Origin of the sequence: Sphingobacterium bambusae, from assembly GCF_033955345.1 — a bacterium.
GTDB lineage: Bacteria > Bacteroidota > Bacteroidia > Sphingobacteriales > Sphingobacteriaceae > Sphingobacterium > Sphingobacterium bambusae.
Map to the genome: position 1 here is coordinate 1,889,065 of NZ_CP138332.1, position 23,560 is coordinate 1,912,624.

Annotated in this window: 21 protein-coding genes; 4 read left to right on the forward strand and 17 right to left on the reverse strand. The window is 42.8% G+C overall.

The features are described 5' to 3' along the window. Window positions 1-2: 2 nt before the first annotated feature. On the forward strand, window positions 3-476 hold the full coding sequence (locus tag SCB77_RS08120; RefSeq protein ID WP_320185929.1) for a DUF4920 domain-containing protein: 474 nt from the start codon (window positions 3-5) through the stop codon (window positions 474-476). 141 nt (window positions 477-617) lie between these two features. Beyond that, window positions 618-1,457 (forward strand): dihydropteroate synthase, encoded by an 840-nt coding sequence (folP, locus tag SCB77_RS08125; protein WP_320185930.1) that lies wholly within the window; start codon window positions 618-620, stop codon window positions 1,455-1,457. A gap of 41 nt (window positions 1,458-1,498) precedes the next feature. On the opposite strand, the gene metG is transcribed toward folP, so the two are convergent. Continuing rightward, entirely contained in the window at window positions 1,499-3,568 is a 2,070-nt protein-coding gene (gene metG, locus SCB77_RS08130) for a methionine--tRNA ligase (protein WP_320185931.1), read from the reverse strand. Window positions 3,569-3,670: 102 nt separating this feature from the next. On the opposite strand from metG, the gene SCB77_RS08135 reads away from it, so the two are divergent. Next, entirely contained in the window at window positions 3,671-4,588 is a 918-nt protein-coding gene (locus SCB77_RS08135) for a S66 peptidase family protein (RefSeq protein ID WP_320185932.1), read from the forward strand. Window positions 4,589-4,771: 183 nt separating this feature from the next. Beyond that, on the forward strand, window positions 4,772-6,388 hold the full coding sequence (gene pckA, locus SCB77_RS08140) for a phosphoenolpyruvate carboxykinase (ATP) (RefSeq protein WP_320185933.1): 1,617 nt from the start codon (window positions 4,772-4,774) through the stop codon (window positions 6,386-6,388). 41 nt (window positions 6,389-6,429) lie between these two features. On the opposite strand, the gene SCB77_RS08145 is transcribed toward pckA, so the two are convergent. The 16 genes from SCB77_RS08145 to SCB77_RS08220 all read right to left on the reverse strand — a co-directional run bounded on the left by SCB77_RS08145 (window position 6,430) and on the right by SCB77_RS08220 (window position 23,531). Beyond that, complete coding sequence (locus SCB77_RS08145) at window positions 6,430-6,891, reverse strand: ABC transporter ATPase (protein WP_320185934.1); 462 nt, start codon at window positions 6,889-6,891, stop codon at window positions 6,430-6,432. A gap of 11 nt (window positions 6,892-6,902) precedes the next feature. Then, a complete protein-coding gene (locus SCB77_RS08150) occupies window positions 6,903-7,442 on the reverse strand; it encodes a DUF420 domain-containing protein (RefSeq protein ID WP_320185935.1) in 540 nt (179 codons plus the stop codon). A 4-nt stretch (window positions 7,443-7,446) separates the two neighbouring features. Then, a complete protein-coding gene (locus SCB77_RS08155; protein WP_320185936.1) occupies window positions 7,447-8,106 on the reverse strand; it encodes an SCO family protein in 660 nt (219 codons plus the stop codon). 77 nt (window positions 8,107-8,183) lie between these two features. Continuing rightward, a complete protein-coding gene (locus tag SCB77_RS08160; protein ID WP_320185937.1) occupies window positions 8,184-8,561 on the reverse strand; it encodes a cytochrome C oxidase subunit IV family protein in 378 nt (125 codons plus the stop codon). 32 nt (window positions 8,562-8,593) lie between these two features. After that, a complete protein-coding gene (locus tag SCB77_RS08165; RefSeq protein ID WP_320185938.1) occupies window positions 8,594-9,331 on the reverse strand; it encodes a cytochrome c oxidase subunit 3 in 738 nt (245 codons plus the stop codon). A gap of 9 nt (window positions 9,332-9,340) precedes the next feature. Further along, window positions 9,341-9,925: a cytochrome c oxidase subunit 3 gene (locus SCB77_RS08170; protein WP_320185939.1), complete on the reverse strand. Its 585-nt coding sequence runs from the start codon at window positions 9,923-9,925 to the stop codon at window positions 9,341-9,343. Then, the gene (cyoE, locus tag SCB77_RS08175; protein WP_320185940.1) at window positions 9,925-10,833 is read right to left on the reverse strand and encodes a heme o synthase; all 909 of its coding nucleotides are present in this window, start codon (window positions 10,831-10,833) and stop codon (window positions 9,925-9,927) included. Before cyoE ends, SCB77_RS08170 begins: the two co-directional genes overlap by 1 nt. Window positions 10,834-10,902: 69 nt before the next feature. Then, entirely contained in the window at window positions 10,903-11,946 is a 1,044-nt protein-coding gene (locus SCB77_RS08180; protein ID WP_320185941.1) for a COX15/CtaA family protein, read from the reverse strand. A 52-nt stretch (window positions 11,947-11,998) separates the two neighbouring features. Then, window positions 11,999-13,876 (reverse strand): cytochrome c oxidase subunit I, encoded by a 1,878-nt coding sequence (locus SCB77_RS08185; protein WP_320185942.1) that lies wholly within the window; start codon window positions 13,874-13,876, stop codon window positions 11,999-12,001. 26 nt (window positions 13,877-13,902) lie between these two features. Beyond that, window positions 13,903-15,222 carry a cytochrome c oxidase subunit II gene (locus tag SCB77_RS08190; RefSeq protein ID WP_320185943.1) on the reverse strand — a complete coding sequence of 440 codons (1,320 nt, stop codon included), beginning with the start codon at window positions 15,220-15,222 and terminating at the stop codon, window positions 13,903-13,905. A 42-nt stretch (window positions 15,223-15,264) separates the two neighbouring features. After that, complete coding sequence (locus SCB77_RS08195) at window positions 15,265-16,500, reverse strand: quinol:cytochrome C oxidoreductase (RefSeq protein ID WP_320185944.1); 1,236 nt, start codon at window positions 16,498-16,500, stop codon at window positions 15,265-15,267. A gap of 19 nt (window positions 16,501-16,519) precedes the next feature. Beyond that, window positions 16,520-17,170, reverse strand: coding sequence for a c-type cytochrome (locus SCB77_RS08200; RefSeq protein WP_320186613.1), 651 nt, complete (start codon window positions 17,168-17,170; stop codon window positions 16,520-16,522). After that, on the reverse strand, window positions 17,142-17,678 hold the full coding sequence (locus SCB77_RS08205; protein WP_320185945.1) for a DUF3341 domain-containing protein: 537 nt from the start codon (window positions 17,676-17,678) through the stop codon (window positions 17,142-17,144). Before SCB77_RS08205 ends, SCB77_RS08200 begins: the two co-directional genes overlap by 29 nt. A gap of 5 nt (window positions 17,679-17,683) precedes the next feature. Next, on the reverse strand, window positions 17,684-19,165 hold the full coding sequence (nrfD, locus tag SCB77_RS08210; RefSeq protein ID WP_320185946.1) for an NrfD/PsrC family molybdoenzyme membrane anchor subunit: 1,482 nt from the start codon (window positions 19,163-19,165) through the stop codon (window positions 17,684-17,686). A 28-nt stretch (window positions 19,166-19,193) separates the two neighbouring features. Then, on the reverse strand, window positions 19,194-22,208 hold the full coding sequence (locus tag SCB77_RS08215) for a TAT-variant-translocated molybdopterin oxidoreductase (RefSeq protein ID WP_320185947.1): 3,015 nt from the start codon (window positions 22,206-22,208) through the stop codon (window positions 19,194-19,196). A gap of 42 nt (window positions 22,209-22,250) precedes the next feature. Beyond that, window positions 22,251-23,531 carry a cytochrome c3 family protein gene (locus SCB77_RS08220; RefSeq protein ID WP_320185948.1) on the reverse strand — a complete coding sequence of 427 codons (1,281 nt, stop codon included), beginning with the start codon at window positions 23,529-23,531 and terminating at the stop codon, window positions 22,251-22,253. Window positions 23,532-23,560: the final 29 nt, after the last annotated feature.

The following is a 23,560-nucleotide window of genomic DNA, read 5'->3' on the forward strand; positions in this document are numbered from 1 at the left end:
CCATGAAAAAAATCATCGGTATGCTCATCTGCACATTTGTGGCATTGAACATGAGCTTTGCGCAACAGCAGATTACACCTGCTAAGAAAGGCGTGCAATACGGCAAAAAGATTGACGCTCAAAACGCCATTTCTGTTGCCGATCTGGAGAAAAAATTGCAGGCTAACGACAACTTCAACGGAAAAATAACGGGCGAAGTAGTAGAGGTTTGCAAAAAGAAAGGTTGTTTTTTAACGCTCAAACGCGCTGACGGCGAGTCCGTGATGGTTCGTTTTACAGATTATGGATATTTTGTTCCTGCCGACATTGTAGGCAAGAAAATAGCCGTTGAAGGTCGGGCAAAAATGAAAGAAACATCGGTAGAATGGTTACAGCACTACGCAGAGGACAAAGGCGCTTCAAAAGAAGAAATTGCTAAAATCACTAAACCGAAAACGGATATTAGCATCGTTGCGGATGGTGTTGTGGTTCTTTAATTCAGCGACCCCATAAAAATGTACAGAAAGGTTACTTCGTTAAAAAGTAACCTTTTTTTATGATCGAGAAGCGAGTTTGGGCGCAATACGCTTGCGCAACGTTAATTAACTTTCTCTCTCTTTTGTTTATCTTCGCCTTACATGATGCACTTACAGACCAAAGCGACACAATCGCTGAATATAGGCGGACAGCTCGTCAGCTTCGACCGTCCGCTGATTATGGGTATTTTGAATGTGACCCCCGATTCCTTTTTTGATGGAGGCCAGCATAATGACATTGCGCAGGCCATAGCCAAAGCAGAACAGCTTTTGGACGATGGTGTGGACATCTTGGATATCGGCGCCTATTCGTCGCGTCCTGGTGCGGCGTTAATTAGTTCGCAGGAAGAGATGGATAGAGCGTTACCGATTATCCGCTTATTACATCAACGGCACCCAAACGTCAAACTTTCTATTGATACGTTCCGTGCCGATGTGGCGGAGGAAGCGGTGAAAGCGGGCGCACATATCATCAATGATGTCTCTGGCGGTACCATAGATGAACGGATGTTCAGCACTGTAGCAGCTCTGCAGGTACCATACATTCTGATGCATATGCGCGGCTTACCCGAAAACATGCAGCAAATGACCGAATACGATGATATCGTGGTTGATGTAGCAACTTTTCTAGGCGAGAAGCTGAGCGAGCTACGAGCGCTGGGGGTGAAAGATATCATCCTAGACCCGGGCTTTGGCTTTGCCAAGACCATCGCACAGAACCACGAATTACTACATCGCGTTGATGAGCTACATTATTTCGGTCTACCCCTCTTGGGGGGCATCTCGCGAAAATCCATGATTTACAAAAAACTGCATATCAGCGCGCAGGAATCGTTGCCTGGAACCATAGCGCTCAACACCTTGCTGTTAAACAAAGGCGTGCAAATACTACGTGTACATGATGTGAAAGCAACCAAACAGGTCGTGGATTTATTATACTAAAAAAGGAAGCTTCGCTTCCTTTTTTAGTATTTATCAAGTATCTATCTTACCGAACTACCTGGTTTGATTGCAGATGTCGGATTAACGAAATCAAGTCTGCCATCGGCATCCTCGGCCATCAGTATCATCCCTTGGGAAGTAATACCTTTTATTTCTCTAGGTTCTAGATTGACCAAGATAGACACTTGTTTCCCTACAATATCTTCGGGTGCAAAGTACTCCGCAATACCAGATACCACTGTGCGTTGATCAATACCGGTATCAATTTTTAGCTTCAAGAGCTTCTTGGTCTTCGCGACTTTCTCCGCTTCGATAATCGTTCCTATACGGATATCCATTTTCAGAAAATCGTCGTACGTGATATTCGCTTTCGTTGGTTCCGCTTTCACGGCGGTTGCAGCATTCTGCGCTTTCGCATCAGCTAACTTCTGCAATTGGAATTCCACCTGTTCATCCGTTATTTTTTCGAAAAGGAGAACCGCTTCGGCCAAGGTATGCCCCTCAGGAACGATCGTTGTCGCACCTGCCTGATCCCAATCTTGTTCGGCAATATTCAACATAGCAAATAGCTTCGCTGCCGTGCGCGGTAAGAAAGGTTGTGCAAGCACCGCCAAATTGGCTACGATCTGTGTCGCTACGTAAAGTACTGTTTTTACGCGCTCCTGATCCTCTTTATACACTTTCCATGGCTCTTCATCGGCCAAATACTTGTTGCCCAAGCGCGCCGCATTCATAAAGTGGCTCAGCGCTTCACGGAAACGGTATTGTCCGATAGATTGCTCAATATCTTTCGGGAAGTTGGCCAACTCGGAAAGAACAGCTTGATCTTGTTCCGTCAACGCAGATCCTAGCGAAACTGTTCCGGCGAAATATTTATGCGAAAGCACCATAACGCGATTGACGAAATTGCCCAAGATAGCAACAAGCTCGTTGTTGACACGGGATTGGAAATCTTTCCAAGTGAATTCACTGTCTGATGTTTCCGGAAGAATAGAGCTTAACACATAGCGCAACTCATCCTGTTTCGACGGAAACTCTGCTAAATAATCATGCAGCCATACCGCATGGTTTCTCGATGTAGAAAGCTTATCGCCTTCCAAGTTCAAAAATTCGTTGGCAGGTACATTTTCCGGAAGGATATAATCACCATGTGCATGCAAGATCGCAGGGAAGATAATGCAGTGAAAAACGATGTTGTCTTTACCTATGAAATGGATCAAGGTAGATTCATCCGCTGGATCAGCTTGCTTTTTCCAGTAGGTCTCCCAATCTTTTCCATTATCCAAAGCCCATTGTTTTGTCGCCGAAATATAGCCTATCGGCGCATCCAACCATACATACAACTTCTTTCCTTTTGCTTCTTCTAATGGCACATCTACTCCCCAATCTAGGTCACGCGTCATGGAACGTGGCTGTAAACCCGATTTTAACCACGATTGGCACTGCCCAAATACGTTAGATTTCAATTCTTGACGCTTTCCTTCAATAAGCCATTCTTCCAACCAAGGTTGGTATTTGTCCAAGGGGAGATACCAATGCTTCGTCTCTTTCAAAATTGGTGTTTTGCCACTAAGAGTAGACTTGGGATTGATAAGGTCTGTAGGATTCAAGGAAGTGCCACATTTTTCACACTGGTCGCCGTAAGCGCCTTCATTATGGCAGTGTGGACAGGTACCTACGATATAACGATCAGCCAGAAACTGGCTAAACTCTTCATCATAATACTGCTCGGAAAACTTTTCTATAAATTCACCTTTTTCATAAAGGTTCAAGAAGAACTCTTGCGAAAGTTCATGGTGTACCTGCTCCGAAGTACGGTGATAGATATCAAAATCAATCCCAAACTCTTCAAAGCTTTCCTTAATCTGCTTATTGTATTTGTCGATAATTTCACGAGGCGTAACACCTTCTCTTTTTGCTTTGATAGTAATCGCGGCTCCGTGTTCGTCAGAACCACATACAAATACGACCTCTTTCTTATTTAAACGAAGGAAACGCACAAATATATCGGCGGGAATGTATGCACCGGCAAGGTGTCCAATATGTAAAGGCCCGTTTGCGTAAGGGAGAGCCGAAGTAATAGTAAACCGATTTTTGGATAAAATACTCAAGGTATAACGATTTTTAAATAACAATAACGACTAAAAAAGTAAACAAAAGACTTGTTTCTTTGACAAAGATAACTCAATTTGCGCTTAAAATAAGCGTATAGCATGAAAATACCTGAATTTCTCCAACCTGGCGATAAAGTCGCCATCGTGTGTCCGGCAAGCTACATCAAAAGCTCCATCGATGTAGCCGTAAAAGCTTTGCAGGATTGGGGATTGCAGGTAGATATTGGCGAAACGGTCACTACTCAGTACCATCAATTCGCTGGCAGCGACGAGCTACGCGCCGAGGATCTGCAACGCGCGTTGGACGACGACAACATCAAAGCCATCTTTGCCGCTCGGGGTGGCTACGGTACCGTGCGTATTATCGACCGCTTAGACTTCAGCAACTTCGAAAAAAAGCCAAAATGGATTATCGGTTTTAGCGATATTACCGTACTGCATAGCCATTTACAGCATAAGCTAGGCATCGCTAGTATCCATGGACAAATGCCAAAGTCTTTTGACAACAGTACCGCAGAAGCCTTAGCATCTCTAAGAAGAGCTATCTTTGGGGAATCCTTAGACTATCGTTATCAGCAATCCGAATTTCCTAATCGTTCTGGTGAAGGTTATGGACAACTGATTGGTGGAAATCTTGCAATTCTACACAGTATTCTCGCTTCAGTTTCCGACGGCACCTATGACAATAAGATATTGTTTATCGAAGATGTGGGCGAGTCGTACTACAATATTGATCGCATGCTATGGACCTTGAAGCGCGCAGGAAAGCTCGCTCGGCTACAGGGGTTGATTGTGGGGGGCTTTAGTAGCTTGAAAGACAGTGACCCTTCCTTCGGACAGCGCTTTGAGGAGATTATCCTAGACAAGGTAAAGGAATATAAATTTCCTGTATGTTTCGGCTATCCGGCAGGACATATCGAAGACAACCAAAGTTTAATTTTAGGAAAAACCATACAACTAAGCGTCAAAAACGAAGAAACTTCGTTAATATATCAAACTTTAAATCCATTATTCTAATTATCACTTTTTCGATAATCACAACGATTGTTAAAATCTAGCTTAACAAAAACATATCAAAGATTGAATAAATAAAAAAATTTCAACAATTAACCATTTTAAGCCAAATGTTTACCAAAAATATCCTTTAGGTTTAAAGAACGAATATTCTACGTAACTTAGCCTTATAAAACAAATTATGATATGGTTATGGAAATGGAATATCCAAACCCGCTTGACAAGAATAAGCCGATGACGAGTTTATCCAAAAAGGTCTATTTTCAACATACTCCTGAGGCTTTAGTCCAACAAGCACTAGATCTTGAGCAAGGGACACTAAATGATGCCGGCGCATTGTGTATCACAACGGGAAAATTTACAGGAAGATCGCCCAAAGACCGCTTTATCGTCAAAGACGAATCAACGGTAACTACTGTCGATTGGGGTGATGTGAATATTGCAATAGCTCCCGAAGTTTTTGACAGACTTTTGCAAAAGATGACTGCATTTGTAGAAGAGAAGGAACTGTGGGTTCGCGCTTGCTATGCGGGAGCAGATCCGCAATATCGCATTAATGTGACCGTGATTAATACCACGCCCTGGGCAAATTTATTTTGTCATCACCTATTTATTTCCCCGACCGAACAGGAATTGATAAATTATCAACAGGAATGGCTTATTTTTCAGATTCCAGAGTTTTTGGCGGATCCATTAGTAGATGGTACAAGACAAGAGAATTTTTCCATCATCAACTTTAGTGAGAAGATCATATTGATCGGTGGAACGGCATACACGGGCGAAATGAAAAAAGGCATTTTCTCGGTACTGAACTTTCTACTACCCCAACAAGATGTCTTACCGATGCATTGTTCCGCGAACGAGGGAAGCAACGGCGATGTAGCACTTTTCTTTGGACTTAGCGGAACGGGAAAGACCACACTATCGGCCGATCCTGAAAGAAAACTGATCGGTGACGACGAGCACGGTTGGTCACAGGAAACAATCTTTAACTTTGAAGGCGGTTGCTATGCAAAATGTATAGACCTCAGCGCTGACAAAGAACCTCAAATTTATGCTGCAATACGCTCAGGAAGCTTGCTAGAAAACACGCGTTTTTTTACAGGAACAAACAGAGTCGACTATAGTGATAGTACGATTACGGAAAACACCCGCGCGGCATATCCGATCATGTATATCAATGAAGCAAAGATGCCTGCTATTGGAAAAACACCTACTAATATTTTCTTTTTAACGTGCGATGCTTTTGGTGTGTTACCGCCGATTTCGAAATTGACAACTGCTCAAGCAATGTACCATTTTCTATCGGGCTACACGGCTAAAGTGGCAGGCACAGAAATAGGAATTAAGGAACCACAAACGACCTTCTCCGCCTGTTTCGGTCGCGTTTTTCTCCCCGCTAATCCCACAGCATATGCTACATTACTGGGTAAAAAGCTTGAAGAAAATCCTAATGTAAACGTTTGGCTGGTTAACACTGGATGGACGGGTGGCTCATACGGCGAGGGCAAACGAATTAGTTTAAGATATACACGGGCCTTGGTGAGCGCAGCAATACAAGAGCAACTTCGAGACGTGCCCTTCGTGCCACACCCATCCTTTTTGGTATTAGTCCCACAGTCTTGTCCGAATGTACCCGCATCCATACTTAACCCGCGCGACACCTGGTCAGACAAAGAAGCATACGACCGGCAATCGGATAAGTTAACAGGTCTATTTATGCAAAATTTTGAGGCTTTTCGGGAGCAGGCCAGTGAAGAAATAAGGCAGGCTTCCCCGAAATTTCTTCGGAAGATTAAATAAAACAGTAAAGGCTGTCCTTGCGGACAGCCTTTACTTTATAACTACAAAAACACCCGAGCGTGCCAACTATCTTTCAGCGGAACTTCCCACTTCTCATCCAGCTCGTTTACCAGCGTAAGCATATTGTTGAACACAATAGTGTCCGCATGAACAAGCCCATCTTTTACAAGGCTAGAAAAGGTATCTCGCCCTACTATATTAATGTTACCACTATTGGGATCGCGAAAAGCAATCTGCATACGATCAAACAAAGATATACCCAACTCCTGCTCAATTTTCTTCAAGAGATGGACAGATTTATCAATAGAGCAACCCGTCACCATCGCTTTTTCTTCGTCCACCATCAGCATTAAGAACAGGCCATATCGGATGCTGAAACTGCCGGCCAATTGATTGCCATGGGCGGTCCACTGTTCCACAAACTCCGATAGCACATCCTCTATGCGAGCAATCTCCTCGTCCTGCAGAAAACGATTGCTTTGGTAAATCCAGACTCTCTTCATAGCGTGTAAGATTAATGAACGTAATACGGCGAAATCATCAAATAAACAATAACTCCCGTAACTGCCACATACATCCACATCGGATAGGTGATGCGCGCTAATTTCTTATGCCGTTCATAAGCCCCTGCAATGCCTCTTACAAAGGTAAACAGTACAAAGGGAATAATAATGATGGACAAAAGGATATGCGTGATCAGGATAAAGAAGTAAAGGTATCGCAAAAAACCTTCGCCACCGTAGGGAGTCGAGTCAGAAGTCATGTGGTAGGCTACGTACATAACAAGGAATGCCAAAGAGCAAGCCATGCATACCTTCACCAAGTTCTCATGTAGTTTAACCTTACCTTTCTTAATTGCAGTGACCGCTGCAAATAGTAACACGGCTGTTAAGCCATTTATCGTCGCGTAAATTGGCGGTAAAAACGACAACGGTTGTACGTCGTAGCCCAACTTCTTTAAATTTACGCCAAATAAGACCGCTACTGCCAATGGTATAACTATGGACAGTGTGACGATCCATTTCTTATATTTTTTTTCTTCCTCCGTTATCATAAAACTATTTCTGCGCTATTTTAGCTGGCCTATTACGAATTTCCTCTACGACAAGCAACTTTACTTCGTCCTCCAACCTATCGACCTCTCCCTTTTGGCTTACGTCGTAAAATCCGCGTATCCTACGTTTTGAATCCAGCAAGACAAACTGATTGCTGATCAAAAAGCGTGTGGAATCAGCAGGATCCACCATGGCATCAATCAACAGTTGATCCTTGGCGTAAGAAAAAATATCGGATGAGGGGCCGAAGACGACTTTCCAATGCCCACGCTGCAAGCCCTTATAAGGCTTCACAAACGCCGCTAGGCTTTCTTGATTTTCCGATGGATCTACCGAGATAGAATAGAAATTAATAAGCGGATTTTCTTGAAATCGATCAGATAGTCCCTGCACGTTATCCATCATTAATTTGGAAAACGAACCGTCTTTTGAATAGCATAAATGCACGATATTTATCGTGGTATCCGATGCTGGGAAAGCGACTGTCTGTCCATCAAAATTGGTGAAGCTAAGTGCCGGTAGCGTATGGAAGATTGTATCTGGGTATTCCCTTCCCCAATTGCGTTTCATTTCGCCACTTAACTTCTTCTCGCCAAAAACGGGGAGAGAGACGTAATGATTGGATCCCAATCTATTAACGGCTATATATAAAAATCCTGGCACTAGTAGTATTAATGCCAGGAGAATTATTTTTGATTTACTTCCTTGAGTACGATTACTCATTGAGTTCTCTCAATTTATTAGTTGTTAGGAAACAAAGGGTGCGATTGCAAGTGGTGCAATAAATAATCGCCCTCGATCAATAACAAAACGATAAAATAAACAATAAATATAAATCCTATTGCACTACAAATAATAAAACCTGATTTCTCAAACTTCAAGTGCATGAAATAAGCGACGATATAATATGCTTTGACTAGTGTTAAAACAATGTAGACCGTATTCAACAGCATTCCTTTTTCGATAACGCCCCAGTGATGTACAAAGCCCAAGGCAATCAAAAATTCAAGTGCCGTTAGCGCTAAAAGGATAAAGAATACTTTCCAAATTCCTTTTTTATCCATGCCGCCATGGTCGTGGTGGTCGTGTGCTGCTATATTTTCGTGATGATGTGACATGTTCTATAAATAAATTATAATGCTGAAACCAATTAGATTAAGTAGAAGAAGGTGAATACGAATACCCAAACCAAATCCACAAAGTGCCAGTATAAACCAACTTTCTCCACCATCAAATACGTACCGCGATTTTCAAACGTATTGTTCAATGTCATACACAAAATAATGATATTCAAAAGAATACCTACAGACACGTGAAATCCGTGGAAACCAGTGATCGTAAAGAACAAGTTAGAGAACTGTAAGGCTGCAGTGTACGATATATCTTTGGAGAAATAAGGAGCTAAAGCCTGCGCTACAGCGTCACCTTCCAAGCCGGTAGCGGGGTTTCTTCCGAACCAAAAACCTTCATGGTGCAAATGTGTCCATTCGATCGCTTGACAACCTACGAAACAAAGACCGCCTAAAATAGTCCAAAGCATCCATTTAATAACTTCTTGCTTTTGGTTTCTATGGCCGGCATCCACTGCCAACACCATCGTTACCGATGACATAATAAGGATGAATGTCATGATACCTACGAAAACCAAGGGTTGACCATGCTCTACTATACCGGGTACAGATTGAAAAATCTTATCCGCATCAATCCAAGTGGGTTGCGCAAATTTTTGAGCGCCATAATAGAGTAAGAAGGCAGAGAATGTAAAAGCATCCGACACCAAGAAAAACCACATCATGATCTTTCCATACTCTAAGTTCCAAGGCGACTTACCACCGCTCCAAGGGCCGTCTTTTACCTTATCTAATTGCGATACAGTTGTTGTACTCATTTTTTACTATTATTGATTCAAAAGTAAGAAAACATAAATATAAATCCATAAAAGATCGAGAAAATGCCAAAATATAATGGCCAAATTCATGCGGAATTGGTTGTTAGGAAAAGGGATCGGTTTCAACGCTCCCAAAAAACAACGAACCAATACGATCAAGCCCGCAATAATATGTGCTAAGTGCATTCCCGTAAAAACATAAACAAAGGATTGCGAAGCATTATTATTTACAAAGTAAATGCCGCGTTCGGCAAACACAGACCAAGCGTGTAACTGAATGGCGAAAAACACCAATCCCAACGCAATGGTCAGCAATAAAAATAGACGCTGCTTAGCGAACTGCGAGGCTTTCACCGCACGATAAGCTAAATGCAAGGTCAAGCTACTCACAAGCAGCACAATGGTGCTATATGTGAATGCAACAGGCAATATCGTTTTTATACCCTTATCCACCCCACTTGCAGTGTAGACAACAAATCCACTCGATAAGGCTGCAAACATCATGAACATACCGATCATACCGAGCCAAAGGTTAAACTTCTTGGCCTTTCTGGATTGCAGTAATTCTTCCGTTTTATATTCTGTAGTATCCATTATTGAAAAGGAATAAAATCAAACAATAAGACTAATTGCGTCAAAGGCAAATAGAAAAACGATGTAAACATCACCTTCTTTGCCGTCGCATCCGTTCTTTGCATGGCATGTTGATAACCATAATAGGCAAACAACAAACCACCCAGCAGCGATACGGTTGTAAATATCCAACCGCTAAAACCGTAGTATAGTGGTAAGAAACCAACTGGGATCATCAGCACAGCAGAGATGAAGATCATCCAAGCTGTAGTGCCGTCTTTTTGCTTCGTCGGTAAAAGTCTAAAGCCTGCGTTTCTGTAGTCTTCATCCGCAACCCAAGCAATAGCCCAAAAATGTGGAAACTGCCAAAAGAACTGAATTAAAAACAATACCCAAGGCGTAATGACAATGGCTGCTTCACTAACCGCGGCATATTCAAATCCAAAGCCGGCGGACTTAAACGCAGCGTAATACCCGATTAACGGTGGTAAAGCACCGGGGAAAGCCCCAACAAAGACCGCTATTGGCGATTTTTGCTTCAAGGGCGTATATACAAAAGCGTAAAGAATGATCGAGAAGACAGACAGTAGCCCAGCTAAGAAATTCAAACGGACGAGCAGCAACGTGCCAAATATGCCCATAAAAACGCTCAACACCAATGCTTGTCCCGTCGTCATCCTACCTGTCGGTAAAGGACGATCAGCCGTGCGCTTCATCAATTTATCCAAATCACGTTCAATGATCTCATTAAAGCCATTTGCCGACCCGGTTACAAAAAAACCACCAATGGTCAGGATCAGCCAATTCAGCCAAATAATATCTCCCTGTTGCTTTGCGCCAATCAGAAACGAGATAGAGGCCGAAAAAACGACCGTTAAGGTCAGTCTAAGCTTTATTAATTTATTGAAATCAGAAATGAACTCCTTCATGAATACGTTATGCTAATACGTTGTTAAACCGCTGATACGGCGCCACAAATGTCCGCAACTTTGAACAAACTATCGTTTTAATTTTGTCATTAATAGCATCAAATAATACTGTGCTCCAAAAAACAAACTAGCGACCACCAAATGGGTTGTTTGCGCAAATGCAGGAACATCAAAACGTGCTAGTACAATTCCAGACATCATTTGAACGCCCACTAAAATGAGCACTATCCAAGCGTACTTACTTTGCAATGTCAATGAACTAAACTTATTCTTAACTAGAAAAAACAACAAAATTGTTAATCCCAGCGACGTGTAAGCCAACACACGGTGTATAAAATAAGGCTGCCCTAATTGAGCTACCCAATCTGTGCGCGCCAATCCACGGTCGTTCAAGTGATCTATCGTTTCTCGAACTTCTGTACCGAAAACGACTTGTACCACCGTCAACGCGAGGGTCAACATAGCGATCGCCTTTAAAGCACCAACTGCTTGACCACTCAAGATTGTTTTGTTTCTAAAGGTAGTTGCCTGATAAAACGTATATATACTAATCGCCACAATAAGTAATGCCAGCAGCATATGAACCGTAATAATCCAAGGCATAAGGTTCGTAGAAACAACAATCGATCCTAACCAAGCCTGCACAACAACTACAAAAACATTTAGAACGCTCCACCCTACAATAGATGGTTTTGTTTTTAAATAGGTAAAGGAGAAGATCGCTGCAAACAGCAAACAGAAACCGGCAGCTACGCCTACCAAGCGATTAACGTACTCGGTCCACGTTTTGGCAGCATTGAACGATTCATGCTTCAAGATAGATTCGTCGTGACGAATCTTGTCGGCCATCTGCGGATATCCGAAAAATTCGACGATTTTCGCAAATCGCTGATTTTTCTTGGCGCGTCCATCAATATATTGCTGTTCGTATCCTTCAGGAAGCTGTGTTACGTCGGTTGGCGGTACAATGCGGTTAAAGCATTTTGGCCAATCCGGGCAGCCCATCCCCGATCCTGTACTTCTCACAATTCCGCCTGCGGCAATCACTAAGAACAAAACAATGATCGTAATCCTGTTTGTTCTAATAAATCGTCTTTCTGCACGCGGATACATGGAATCCTCTTTCTACTACTTTACCTTATGTAAAAGAAGAGGTAGGTAAAACCTACCCTTCTATTATTTCTCTATTATTAGCCTTGTTCCACTCGTTTTGAATACGAACAGCCTCTTCGTTACCTTCAAAGTCGTGAGGTAAGTTCGAGCTCATCGTTTCCGAGAAAGGAACGTCCTGCGGAATAAAATCGGTATCGTGACCAGGCTTACTATAATCGTAAGGCCAACGGTATACGGTAGGAATTTCTCCAGGCCAGTTACCATGAATATGATCTACCGGAGTAGTCCACTCTAAGGTATTCGCATTCCAAGGGTTTTGTGTAGCTTTCTTACCTCTCCAAATCGAGCTAAAGAAGTTCCACAAGAATGCAACTTGTGCTAAACCTGCGATGATAGCAGCCCAAGTGATCAACATATTAACAGATACCCATTTCTCCATAAAAGGGAAAGCGGTAAATGCATAGTAACGACGAGGAACACCATCGATACCCATGAAGTGCATTGGGAAGAATACCAAGTATGCGCCGATGAAGGTTAACCAGAAATGGAAGTAGCCTAATTTGGTGTCCATCATACGACCGAACATTTTAGGATACCAATGGTAAACACCACAAAGCATACCAAAGATTGATGCAGACCCCATTACCAAGTGGAAGTGGGCAACAACAAAATACGTATCGTGCAAGTTGATATCCAAAGCAGCGTTACCAAGGTAAAGACCTGTTAAACCACCGGAAACGAAGAACGAAACCATACCGATTGCGAACATCATAGCTGGTGTGAAACGGATATTACCTCTCCATAGCGTAGCAATATAGTTGAATGCTTTTACCGCAGAAGGAACCGCGATAATCAACGTAGTAATCATAAATACACCGCCCAAGAATGGGTTCATACCCGTCACAAACATGTGGTGACCCCAAACGATAAATGAAAGAACTGTAATACCTACTAATGAGTACACCATGGCGTGGTAACCAAAGATTGGTTTACGCGAGTTTGTAGAGATAACTTCAGAAGTAAGACCTAGAGCAGGCATCACAACGATATATACCTCTGGGTGACCTAAGAACCAGAACAAGTGTTGAAACAAGATTGGAGAACCACCTTCATTAGGTAAAATCTGTCCTTGAACAACAAGATCTGATAGGTAGAAAGATGTACCAACTGTACGGTCGAAAAACAACAATACAACGGCAGATACAAGGACTGGGAACGATAGTAAACCTACAATCGCTGTCAAAAAGAAAGCCCAAATTGTCAAAGGCATCTTCCAAAGATCCATACCTTTCGTACGCATGTTCAACACGGTACTCACGTAGTTAACACCACCCAATACCTGCGATGCGATGAACAAAGTCATACTCACCAACCAAAGTGTCATACCTAAGCCTGAACCTGGGATCGAGGTTGGAACAGCGGATAGTGGCGGATAGATCGTCCATCCTGCTGCTGCGGGTCCACTTTCTACAAAGAAAGAAGCCACCATAATCACACAGGCTACGAAGAAGAACCAGTAAGATAACATGTTCATCAGCGGCGATGCCATATCTCGGGCACCAAGCTGGTAAGGGATCAATAGATTACTGAACGTTCCGGAAAGACCAGCGGTTAACACAAAGAAAACCATCATGGTACCGTGGATGGTCACCAATGATAAGAAAAACTCAGGCTTCATTCGTCCGCCCTCAGCCCATTTGCCCAAGAAAACTTCCAAGATTGGAAAATCTTTCTCCGGCCAAGCTAACTGGATACGGAATAAAATTGAAAGCAACATAGCGAAAACCGCCATCACGATACCAGTGATCAAAAACTGCTTCGCGATCATCTTATGATCCTGACTAAATATGTATTTAGTTAAGAAGGTTTCATGATGATGATCATGTGCATCATGATGAGCTGCGCCGTGCGATATAACTGTACTTGACATATTCTTTTAATAATTTCTTATTTCAATTAGTTTAATGAAGCCGTAGCAAGTTCGTTCGATACTTTCGCATCTACTGCTGTGAACTCTTTCTGCAAATCTTCAGTAAAATATTTGTTTTGCGTACTTAACCACTCTTTATACTCCTCTTCCGTTACCACAACCACTTTCTTCTGCATGTTAAAGTGACCAGATCCACAGATCTTGTTACATAACATCACGTAATCATACTTCGGATCGTTCATACGCTCACGCATCTCTTCTGTCGTTACGGTTGGCGTAAACTGGAAATAGTTAGTCATACCAGGTACCGCATTGATCTGCACACGGAAATCAGGGATGTAGAACGAGTGAATAATATCTTTAGAGATGATATGAAAACGAACAGACTTATTCACCGGAAGTACGATATCAGAAGCTTGGATATCATCCCACGCGCTTTTATCATTAAAATCGATACCGTATGAGTTTGTTGGCGTTGTCATTTTGTAGTTCCGTTTACCGATCACGCCATCAGCGCCAGGGTAACGTACCTGCCATTGGAACTGCTCACCTAAAACTTCCACCTGTAAAGCAGATTTCTGTAAATCTTCAGGAACATTGGTGATTGATCTCCATGTAAAGAAACCAAACAACACCAATACCGTCAACACAATAGCAGGAACAATTGTCCAGATCTTCTCGATAGTATCGTTGTGCGGATAGTAGTACGCTTTTGTTTTTGCCTGCATCCGGTAGATATACGGGAAGGTCAACAACAATAAGTGAACGAGAACCAACACGACCGTAATGATCACGGTGGTGACGATAAACATGGTATCAATTTTTTGTCCATGCTCGGTCACAGCATCGCGCCATGCCCAGCTTCCCCAAACCGCATAACCATAGTATACCATGGCCAAAAATGCAACCAAGAAAACGATGAACAAAACGGATTGAAGCGTATTATTTGCGAACGGATTGTATTTTCCGTTCATCTTACGCGTCAATTCGTAGATTGATAACACCTTACCGACAACAGCAACTACAGTACATACGAATAAAAACAACAGTATGTAGTAAGTCATGTTTTTGTAAACCTGTGGATCAATCTGTTTCTCAGGCTCTGGTGTTGTTGTAGCAGCGGCAGTTGTTGAGCTCGCTGTAGAACTTGCAGAAACCGAATCCGTAGCTGCAGGCGCAGCAGCAGCCGTGTCAGCAGCAGCCGATGTATCAGCCGTCACGGAAACGGAAGTATCTTGCGCTGTTGAATCTTGCTGAAGGGCAAAACTAGGTGTAGAGCATAACAACCCTACGGCTAGTAAGCATCCGAACACGGCCTTGAATCTGTTATTAATTTTGAATTTCATTTCTTATTAAGACGTTTAAACGTTTTATGCTATGACTAGAAACTATATTTGATGATGTAAACTCTCATCCATAAAAGGATGGTTCTTCGGCGCCAACGGATGTTTGCTGAATTTGCTCATCACCAAGAATGTAAATAACCCAACGAAGCCAATAGCTATTCCGATTTCAAGAGGACCAAATCCGCGGTGAGATTCTACCGTACCAGGCATGATCATGATGTAGTAATCCAACCAGTGGCCACATAAAAGTAGGATAGCTACAAACAACATCATACCTTGTTTACGTTTCGCGTCGCGGTCTACCAATAGCAATAAAGGCGCTACAAAGTTAATGATAATGCTTAACCAAAACCATGGTTTGTATTCTGGTTCCCATCTTTTGTAGAAATACACCGTTTCTTCTGGGATATTTGAATACCAGATCAACATGAACTGAGCGAACCATACGTACGTCCAGAAGATTGAAAATCCGAACATCAACTTACCTAAGTCGTGCAAGTGGTTTTCGTTAACCCATGATAAATAACCAGCTCTTTTCACCAAAATAGTGATCACAACGATGGTCGCAATACCACTTACCCACATTGCGGCAAAATTGTACCAGCCGAACATGGTGGAAAACCAGTGTGCTTCAAGCGACATGATGGTGTCAAAAGACCAAATTGGTGTTGTGAATCCGAAGATAACCAAGAAGATCGCTGAAAGTTTAAAGCTCTTTTTGTATGAATTCAAGCCGCCTTCTAAATCTTCTTTATAAGACAACTTGGTTAATATAAAAGCAAAGATACTATAAGATCCCATGAACAAGATCTGACGAATCAGAAAGCCAGGGACGTTCAGGAATGCAGATTTTCCAGCAACAAGCTTATCATAAGCAGGGCTTTCAGGATCAGTAAGTCCTTCTGCGTTCCAGTGATGGTAAAGATTATGTGATGTTAATCCGAAGCCAACGATAACCAATAAGATGATTGCGGCTATTGGTAACACACCTGCCATTGCTTGTGGAATACGGAGTAAACCCGCAGACCAACCAGACTGCGTAACCATCTGAAGCGCGACAAAGAAGGCACCAGCGGCACATACACAAGTGAAATAATAACCCATCAATAATAGGTTTGCGTATGTACGTTCAACCATAACATGGTCACTTGACATGAGGCCGAAAACAATGGCTATAACACCTACAGCAATCGCAACTATACTGGTTATCTTAGCGACACCAGCAAATTGAAATTTTTCGCTGAAATTATAATCGTGATGATGATTGTGAGTTCCCATTTATTATATTGATGTTAGATTATTTTTTTTGTAATTCGTGTACATACATGACCACCTGCCAACGTTCTTCTGGCGACAATTGGGAGGCATGAGACCCCATCGAGTTATGACCGTAGTAGATCGTGTGATAGATTTTACCATCTGTCAAATCACTCATCAATCCACCCCGAGAGGACGACGCAGCATCAGACTTTTGGTATGATGGTGGCGGCGGGAAAGTCTCCAAACCACGCGTACCACGTGAGTCGGTCACCGAACGCTCTTTCGTTATTGGTCCATCTCCCTTTCCTTCTTTACCATGACATACAGCACAGTAAGTGTGGAATAATGCATCACCTTTCGCAAGGTTCTCTTTTGTTATGGTCAACGGACTCGTCAGTTCGCGGCCAGCACGCTCGTACTCCTCTAGCGAGTTTGCAAACTCAAAGCGTTCGAACCCGATTGGGTTGGTGCCTGCCGGTGGTGTTTGAGCCGTAATTCCGTTTTTAAAATTTTCGTTTGGCTGATCCGGATTGAATGCAATCGGATCATACATATTTCTGGAGAATTCCCATCCCGTACTACGTGTCTTTCCGTCGCCGCAGCTGGAAATTACTGCAGCCAAAGCAAATGCAGCACATACAGATCCAAGAAAACTCTTCTTATTCATAGCTAACATATTTTCTTTCATTGTATTTAACCTCAACCGCGCCAGCATCTTTCAATAATGATTCAACCAAAGCGTGATCTGTATTTTCACGAGCATCAACCGCAATAATAAAACGATCATCCGACGCTCTCAAGTCCATCACACGAGGTGCACGACCTGGGAACAAGTGGTTGCGAAAGAAGAATGTAGCCACCATACCTAGGGCACATAATAAAATCGTTACCTCGAATGTTACCGGAACAAAGTTAGGCAATGGCAAGGAAGGCTTACCACCCACGTTCATTGGCCAATCATGCGCCATAGTGAAGTACAACAAGCTAAAACCCAAGCAGGTACCTAAAGCGCCGAAACAAAACGCTGCAATAGGTAAACGAGACGGTTTTACACCCAATTTAGCTTCTATTCCGTGAATAGGCATTGGCGTGAAACAATCATATATGCTGATATTCTTTGCTTGCAATTTCTCAATCCCGTGCATCATATCATCAGGATCAGCAAAACTACCTAATATATATTTTGTATTGCTCATTGCTATTATTTTTGTTTTAATGCGTTAATATCCTCTTGTGTAACGGTGTCGTACTTATCCAACGAGTTAGCAAAATGCTCAACCTGCTCGGCAGGGAATGCACCTTCTTGCGCCAACTTAGTTTTTTGTTGCAACGAAGCCGATTTCAATAATAACTTCACCTCTGCGATTGCAATACCTGGTAAGAAACGTAAGAACAACAAGAACAATGTGAAGAATAAACCAATCGAACCGACGAAGATACCAACGTCTGTCCAAGTTGGGTAGAACATTGCCCAAGATGAAGGCAAGTAATCGCGGTGTAATGAGGTCACGATAATTACGAAACGCTCAAACCACATCCCGATGTTCACGACGATTGATAGAATCCAAGAGATTGGAATACTAGTACGGATTTTCTTGAACCAGAAGAGCTGTGGAGAGATCACGTTACAGGTCATCATTGCCCAGTAAGCCCAAGCATAAGGACCAGCAACACGGTTTGCAAATGCATACATCTCATATTCAGAACCAGAATACCAAGCCACGAAAAGCTCTGTCAAGTATGCAATACCTACAATAGATCCTGTTGTCATGATGATCTTATTCATCGACTCGATGTGGAACATCGTGATGTAGTCCTCAAAATTCATCACTTTACGAAGGATTAACAACAGCGTCTGTACCATGGCGAAACCCGAGAAGATCGCACCCGCAACGAAGTATGGCGGGAAGATCGTGGTGTGCCAACCCGGAATTACCGAGGTTGCAAAGTCCATAGATACGATTGTGTGTACTGAAAGTACGAGTGGCGTAGAGATACCTGCAAGAATCAAAGAAACGATTTCAAAACGTTGCCATGTCTTTACAGAACCATTCCATCCAAACGATAGCACACCATATACCTTTTGTTTCAATCCCGTTGCACGGTCACGAACAGATGCGATATCCGGTAGAAGACCACAGTACCAAAACACCAAGGATACAGTAAAGTAAGTCGAGATCGCGAAGGCATCCCATACAAGGGGTGAGTTAAAGTTTACCCAAAGGGAACCAAATTGATTCGGAAGTGGAAAAATCCAGTAGGCCAACCAAGGACGTCCCATGTGGGCAACAACATACGTTGCGGCACAGATAACGGCGAAGATCGTCATCGCCTCTGCGGAACGGTTGATGGAGTTACGCCAGTTCTGGCGGAAAAGTAATAATACGGCTGAAATCAACGTTCCGGCGTGACCGATACCTACCCACCAAACGAAGTCGGTGATATCCCAAGCCCATCCTACTGTTTTATTCAGACCCCAAGCGCCGATACCCGTCCAAAAGGTGTATCCAACACTCACAACCCACAACATGGCGCCTAGAACAGCGACAGTGAAGCCTATCCACCATGCTTTGTTGGGTTTATTCTCAACCGGTAACAAGATGTCATCAGTCACTTTAGCATAAGTGATGTTCTTGCCGGTTATTAATGGTTCTCTTAATATTGATTCGTTATGCGATGACATAATTGCTTTATTTCAGATTACAATAAAATTACGCTTCAAATGAATTTCTAACTTTCGTCATGTAGCCAATGTTCGGTTGAACGTTGATCTCTTCCAAGACGTAGTAGATACGTTCGCTACGTAATGCTTTAGAAACTTCCGAGTTAGGATCGTTCGCATCACCGAAGATCATAGCATTTGCGCTACATACTCCAGAACATGCCAACTTGATATCACCATCTTTCAATGGACGACCTTCAATCTTCGCTTGAAGCTTACCTGCTTGAATACGTTGGATACACATAGAACATTTTTCCATTACCCCACGTGAACGTGTTGTTACATCAGGGTTCAATACCAATTGTGTAAACTCGTTGTTCAAGTAGTTGTCAAAACGTGAATCATTCCAGTAGTTGAACCAGTTGAAACGACGCACTTTATATGGACAGTTGTTTGCACAGTAACGCGTACCGAAACAACGGTTGTAGGCCATGTGGTTTAATCCTTCGGAAGAGTGAACCGTAGCCAATACCGGACATACCGTTTCACATGGAGCATGCTCACAGTGTTGACACATCATCGGCTGGTGAACAACTTTCACATTTTGGAAATCATTCAAGTTCGCGATATCATCTTCTTTCGTATAGTCTACACCATCTTCTTCAATCGTGTAATAGCGGTCAATACGCATCCAGTGCATCTCACGACGACGACGAACCTCATCACGACCTACTACCGGTATATTATTTTCGATATTACAAGCAACAATACAAGCACCACAACCAGTACAAGCGTTCAAATCGATAGCCATTACCCATTTGTGACCTGGCGACTCGAACTTGTTCCATAAATCGTATGATTTATGTGAATCTGCAAAGCGGCCAGACTCTGACGCTGGGTTTTTAAGGTATTTAGCAAATGTAGTCTCGCGGATGATATTTCTTCCTTCGATGGTATGGTGTGTTTGCGTTTGTGCCAGTTCGTAAGTACGCGATACTTTCGACAACTTCACTTTAGCCGTCGTTTGTGTTACGCCATTTTTAACCGTTGCAAACGGATAAGCATTGATACCAACGTTATTACCTGCTTTACCTACTTTCGTACGTCCATAACCAACGGCTACAGAAGCCGTTCCTAAGGCTTGTCCCGGTTGTGCCAAAACAGGAAGCTCTACCGAGTAGTTGTTTCCTTCCACCGTTACTACGCTGTTTTCACCCAAGCCTAAAGCTTCAATATCTTTTGGATTCAACGCAACATAGTTGTCCCAAGTAACTTTAGAAACCGGATCAGGCAATTCCTGTAAGAAGGCGTTATTTGCAAAACGACCGTCACGGATAGCTGCAGACTCATATAAAGCCAACTCAAAACCTTCGCCAGCTAAGGATTTAGCATATCCTTGGATATTTGCTGCTGCACCCTGCACGTTACCAGTAAACGCGTAAGCTTTTGCTGCCAATTTACCTTTGTATTCGAAACCTGTTTGTAACACATCTTTCCATTTCTTTGCGCTACCTGCTAAAATCTGTGTTTCCCACACATTTTTCACGAAGTCAAAGATGTTTACGATGTTTCCAGACCATATCAATAAGCTTTGTTCCGCTTGGCGGGTATTGAATACCGGATTGATCGTTGGTTGAACGATGGTGTAATAACCTTCTCTAGAAGACTCATCACCCCAAGATTCCAAGTAGTTGCTGGTTGGCGCAATAGCATTCAATTCAGAGGCCGTTTCATCTGCACGATCAGCAAAAGATAACGTGAAGTCGATTTTTGCCAAGGCATCTTTCACCACTTTCGTATCTGCATAATCATACAAAGGATTTGCGTTAAGGAACAACACCGCTCCTACCTTACCTGCTGCCGCATCTGCCAAGAACGTAGCAAATGCATCTTCCGAACCTTGATATTTTTTAGAGAAATTATCTAGATCGATAACGGTACCATAAGCGCCGATAGCCACGTTGATGGCGTTCGCTAGGATTTGAATATCGACGTTGTTAGCGCCCGCAACTACTACAGCTTGGCCTTTGTTTTTCAACAACTCCTGCGCAGCTAACTTAATGGCTGTTGCGGCACGTTGGTTACCTGCTAATGCTCCAGGTAATGACGACCCTGTAATTTCGTTGTATAAAGAAACCAATACAGCACCTTCTTCAGATGGCTTAACAGCAATACGAACGTCAGCGTTCGTACCGGTCATGCTCATACCCGCTTCAAACTGGATATGGCGAGACATCTTGCCACCTTCTAAGGATTTGTAGTTTCTGTTTTTGATGTAATCTTGTGTATGTTCTTCGCCATCTAACCAAGTACCTAAGAAATCGGCACCTATAGACAGGACAACCAACGCCTTCTCAAAATCGTAAGCAGGGATTACTGCTCTACCGAAGCTTTGCTCGTTGGCTTTGCGAATACCACTATATGATATTGCATCAACCTGAACCAAATTGGTTGTTGGGAAAGATTCTTTAAATTTAGCAATAGCTTGTAACGTAGATGGGCTGTTTACCGTTCTCGAAACAAGGGTGATTTGCTTGCCCGAGTTAGATGCTTTTACTAAGGCTTGTTTAACGGTTGTATCTAATTTGCTCCACTCTACATCTTTACCAGCAATCTGCGGATTCTGCAATTTATTAGTCATGTCATACAGATCCAAGACAGAAGAAACTGTCGCTGACTCTGTACCTTGCACTAAACCAACTGCATTAGGGTTTGCTTCTACCAAGATAGGACGTCCTTCACGTGTTCTGATCAAGACACTCTGCCCATTGAATGATGAAGCATAGTAATTAGGAATACCTGGGGTTATTTCTTCTGGTTTGATAACATAAGGCACTGCTTTATGAACCGGTGTACGGTTACATGCTGCCAATGTCACAGCTCCCAAACCGAATCCCAAAGCTTTCAAGAAGTCACGACGAGGTGTCTTTGTGCTCAATCCAGCTTCGTTCAATACATCTTCTACAGGAATAGGCTCGGCAAACTCACCTTTGCTTTTCTCTACGAAAGCAGGTGTTTGTTGCAATTCTTCCAAACCTTTCCAATATTTTTTGTTGCTATCCATTTAAGCTTTATATTAAAGATTGCGTATTTTCTTATTTAATTATTAATAGTGACACTTACCACACTCTAGTCCACCGATCATTGCGGCAGTCATCTTCTCCCCTTTCTTCAATTTTTCGTGCGCTTCGATCAATTGATCATAGTAAGCGTTATCTGTATTGACCTCAGTTGTTTTGTGACAGTCGATACACCACTTCATTGTTAAAGGAGAGTATTGGTAAATCTCTTCCATTGTTTCTACTGGACCGTGACAAGTTTGACATTCAACACCAGCAACAACAACGTGCTGTGAGTGATTGAAGTAAGCAAAGTCAGGCAAATTGTGAATTCTAACCCACTGGATAGGCTTCGGATTGTTCCCATACTCCCGTGTATCTGGATTGTAATCCAATGCTCTGTAGATCTTCGCAATCTCTGGAGAAAGTTCTCCGTCGTAATGATCAGATGCCGTTACGGTGTTGTGACAGTTCATACAAACGTTTGCCGAAGGTATAGAAGCATTTTTCGATTTGAAAGCACCACCGTGACAATATTGACACTCGATCTGGTTAACACCGGCGTGAATCTGGTGAGAGAACTTGATCGGTTGCACGGGCTCGTACCCTTGGTGAACACCTACATTCCATAATGTGTTCCAACCAGCAACAGCTAAGAAAGCAACCAGCATCAATACTGTAAAGCCAACTAGCTTCTTGTTTTTCACGAATGCCTGCGCAAACTTCGCAAAACGATTCTCCTCTACAGATTCGTTCCGAGCTTGTGCCGCCTCGATAGCCGCTTGGTTATTCGCGATAACTTTCTCTAGTGTGCGGATAACACGGTTTAAAACAATAATGATCACCACAGCCAACACCACGATAGCGATCAAACCAACAATCATGAAGGTGTTCGCGTCGTCTGTTTTAGCTGCACCAGCCTCAGCAGTTCCACCCGCAGGGGCTTCAGCAGCTTTAGCTTCCTCGTCTTTTACGTAGGCAATAATGTTTTTGATTTGGTCGTCGGATAAATCGGTGAAGGCAGTCATCACCAATTTATTGTTCTCTTCAAAAAGTTGAACAGCTGTAGGATCGCCAGCAGCCACCAAAGCTTGTGAATTCTTAATCCACTTCACCAACCATTCTTCATCATGTCGCTCGGTCATTCCAGCCAAAGCAGGTCCAACCACTTTCTTGGTCACACTGTGACAGGTTGTACATTTAGACTTGAAAAGCGTCTGACCCTCTTTAACGTCCTGCGCATGCGACATTGTAACGGCAAATAACAACATCAAACTAACTGACATCGTCTTCGCAAGTTTTCCCAATACGGATGAGATATTTCTCATATTTAGCACTTTATACTATTTATTTATGA

What these genes read in the sequence shown, in the direction of transcription:
- SCB77_RS08120 (WP_320185929.1), top strand. Translation starts at nt 3, where the DNA reads ATGAAAAAAATCATCGGTATGCTCATCTGCACATTTGTGGCATTGAAC.
- folP (WP_320185930.1), top strand. Translation starts at nt 618, where the DNA reads ATGATGCACTTACAGACCAAAGCGACACAATCGCTGAATATAGGCGGA.
- SCB77_RS08135 (WP_320185932.1), top strand. Translation starts at nt 3,671, where the DNA reads ATGAAAATACCTGAATTTCTCCAACCTGGCGATAAAGTCGCCATCGTG.
- pckA (WP_320185933.1), top strand. Translation starts at nt 4,772, where the DNA reads ATGGTTATGGAAATGGAATATCCAAACCCGCTTGACAAGAATAAGCCG.
- SCB77_RS08145 (WP_320185934.1), bottom strand. Translation starts at nt 6,891, where the DNA reads ATGAAGAGAGTCTGGATTTACCAAAGCAATCGTTTTCTGCAGGACGAG.
- SCB77_RS08150 (WP_320185935.1), bottom strand. Translation starts at nt 7,442, where the DNA reads ATGATAACGGAGGAAGAAAAAAAATATAAGAAATGGATCGTCACACTG.
- SCB77_RS08160 (WP_320185937.1), bottom strand. Translation starts at nt 8,561, where the DNA reads ATGTCACATCATCACGAAAATATAGCAGCACACGACCACCACGACCAT.
- SCB77_RS08165 (WP_320185938.1), bottom strand. Translation starts at nt 9,331, where the DNA reads ATGAGTACAACAACTGTATCGCAATTAGATAAGGTAAAAGACGGCCCT.
- SCB77_RS08170 (WP_320185939.1), bottom strand. Translation starts at nt 9,925, where the DNA reads ATGGATACTACAGAATATAAAACGGAAGAATTACTGCAATCCAGAAAG.
- cyoE (WP_320185940.1), bottom strand. Translation starts at nt 10,833, where the DNA reads ATGAAGGAGTTCATTTCTGATTTCAATAAATTAATAAAGCTTAGACTG.
- SCB77_RS08180 (WP_320185941.1), bottom strand. Translation starts at nt 11,946, where the DNA reads ATGTATCCGCGTGCAGAAAGACGATTTATTAGAACAAACAGGATTACG.
- SCB77_RS08185 (WP_320185942.1), bottom strand. Translation starts at nt 13,876, where the DNA reads ATGTCAAGTACAGTTATATCGCACGGCGCAGCTCATCATGATGCACAT.
- SCB77_RS08190 (WP_320185943.1), bottom strand. Translation starts at nt 15,222, where the DNA reads ATGAAATTCAAAATTAATAACAGATTCAAGGCCGTGTTCGGATGCTTA.
- SCB77_RS08195 (WP_320185944.1), bottom strand. Translation starts at nt 16,500, where the DNA reads ATGGGAACTCACAATCATCATCACGATTATAATTTCAGCGAAAAATTT.
- SCB77_RS08200 (WP_320186613.1), bottom strand. Translation starts at nt 17,170, where the DNA reads ATGAAAGAAAATATGTTAGCTATGAATAAGAAGAGTTTTCTTGGATCT.
- SCB77_RS08205 (WP_320185945.1), bottom strand. Translation starts at nt 17,678, where the DNA reads ATGAGCAATACAAAATATATATTAGGTAGTTTTGCTGATCCTGATGAT.
- nrfD (WP_320185946.1), bottom strand. Translation starts at nt 19,165, where the DNA reads ATGTCATCGCATAACGAATCAATATTAAGAGAACCATTAATAACCGGC.
- SCB77_RS08215 (WP_320185947.1), bottom strand. Translation starts at nt 22,208, where the DNA reads ATGGATAGCAACAAAAAATATTGGAAAGGTTTGGAAGAATTGCAACAA.
- SCB77_RS08220 (WP_320185948.1), bottom strand. Translation starts at nt 23,531, where the DNA reads ATGAGAAATATCTCATCCGTATTGGGAAAACTTGCGAAGACGATGTCA.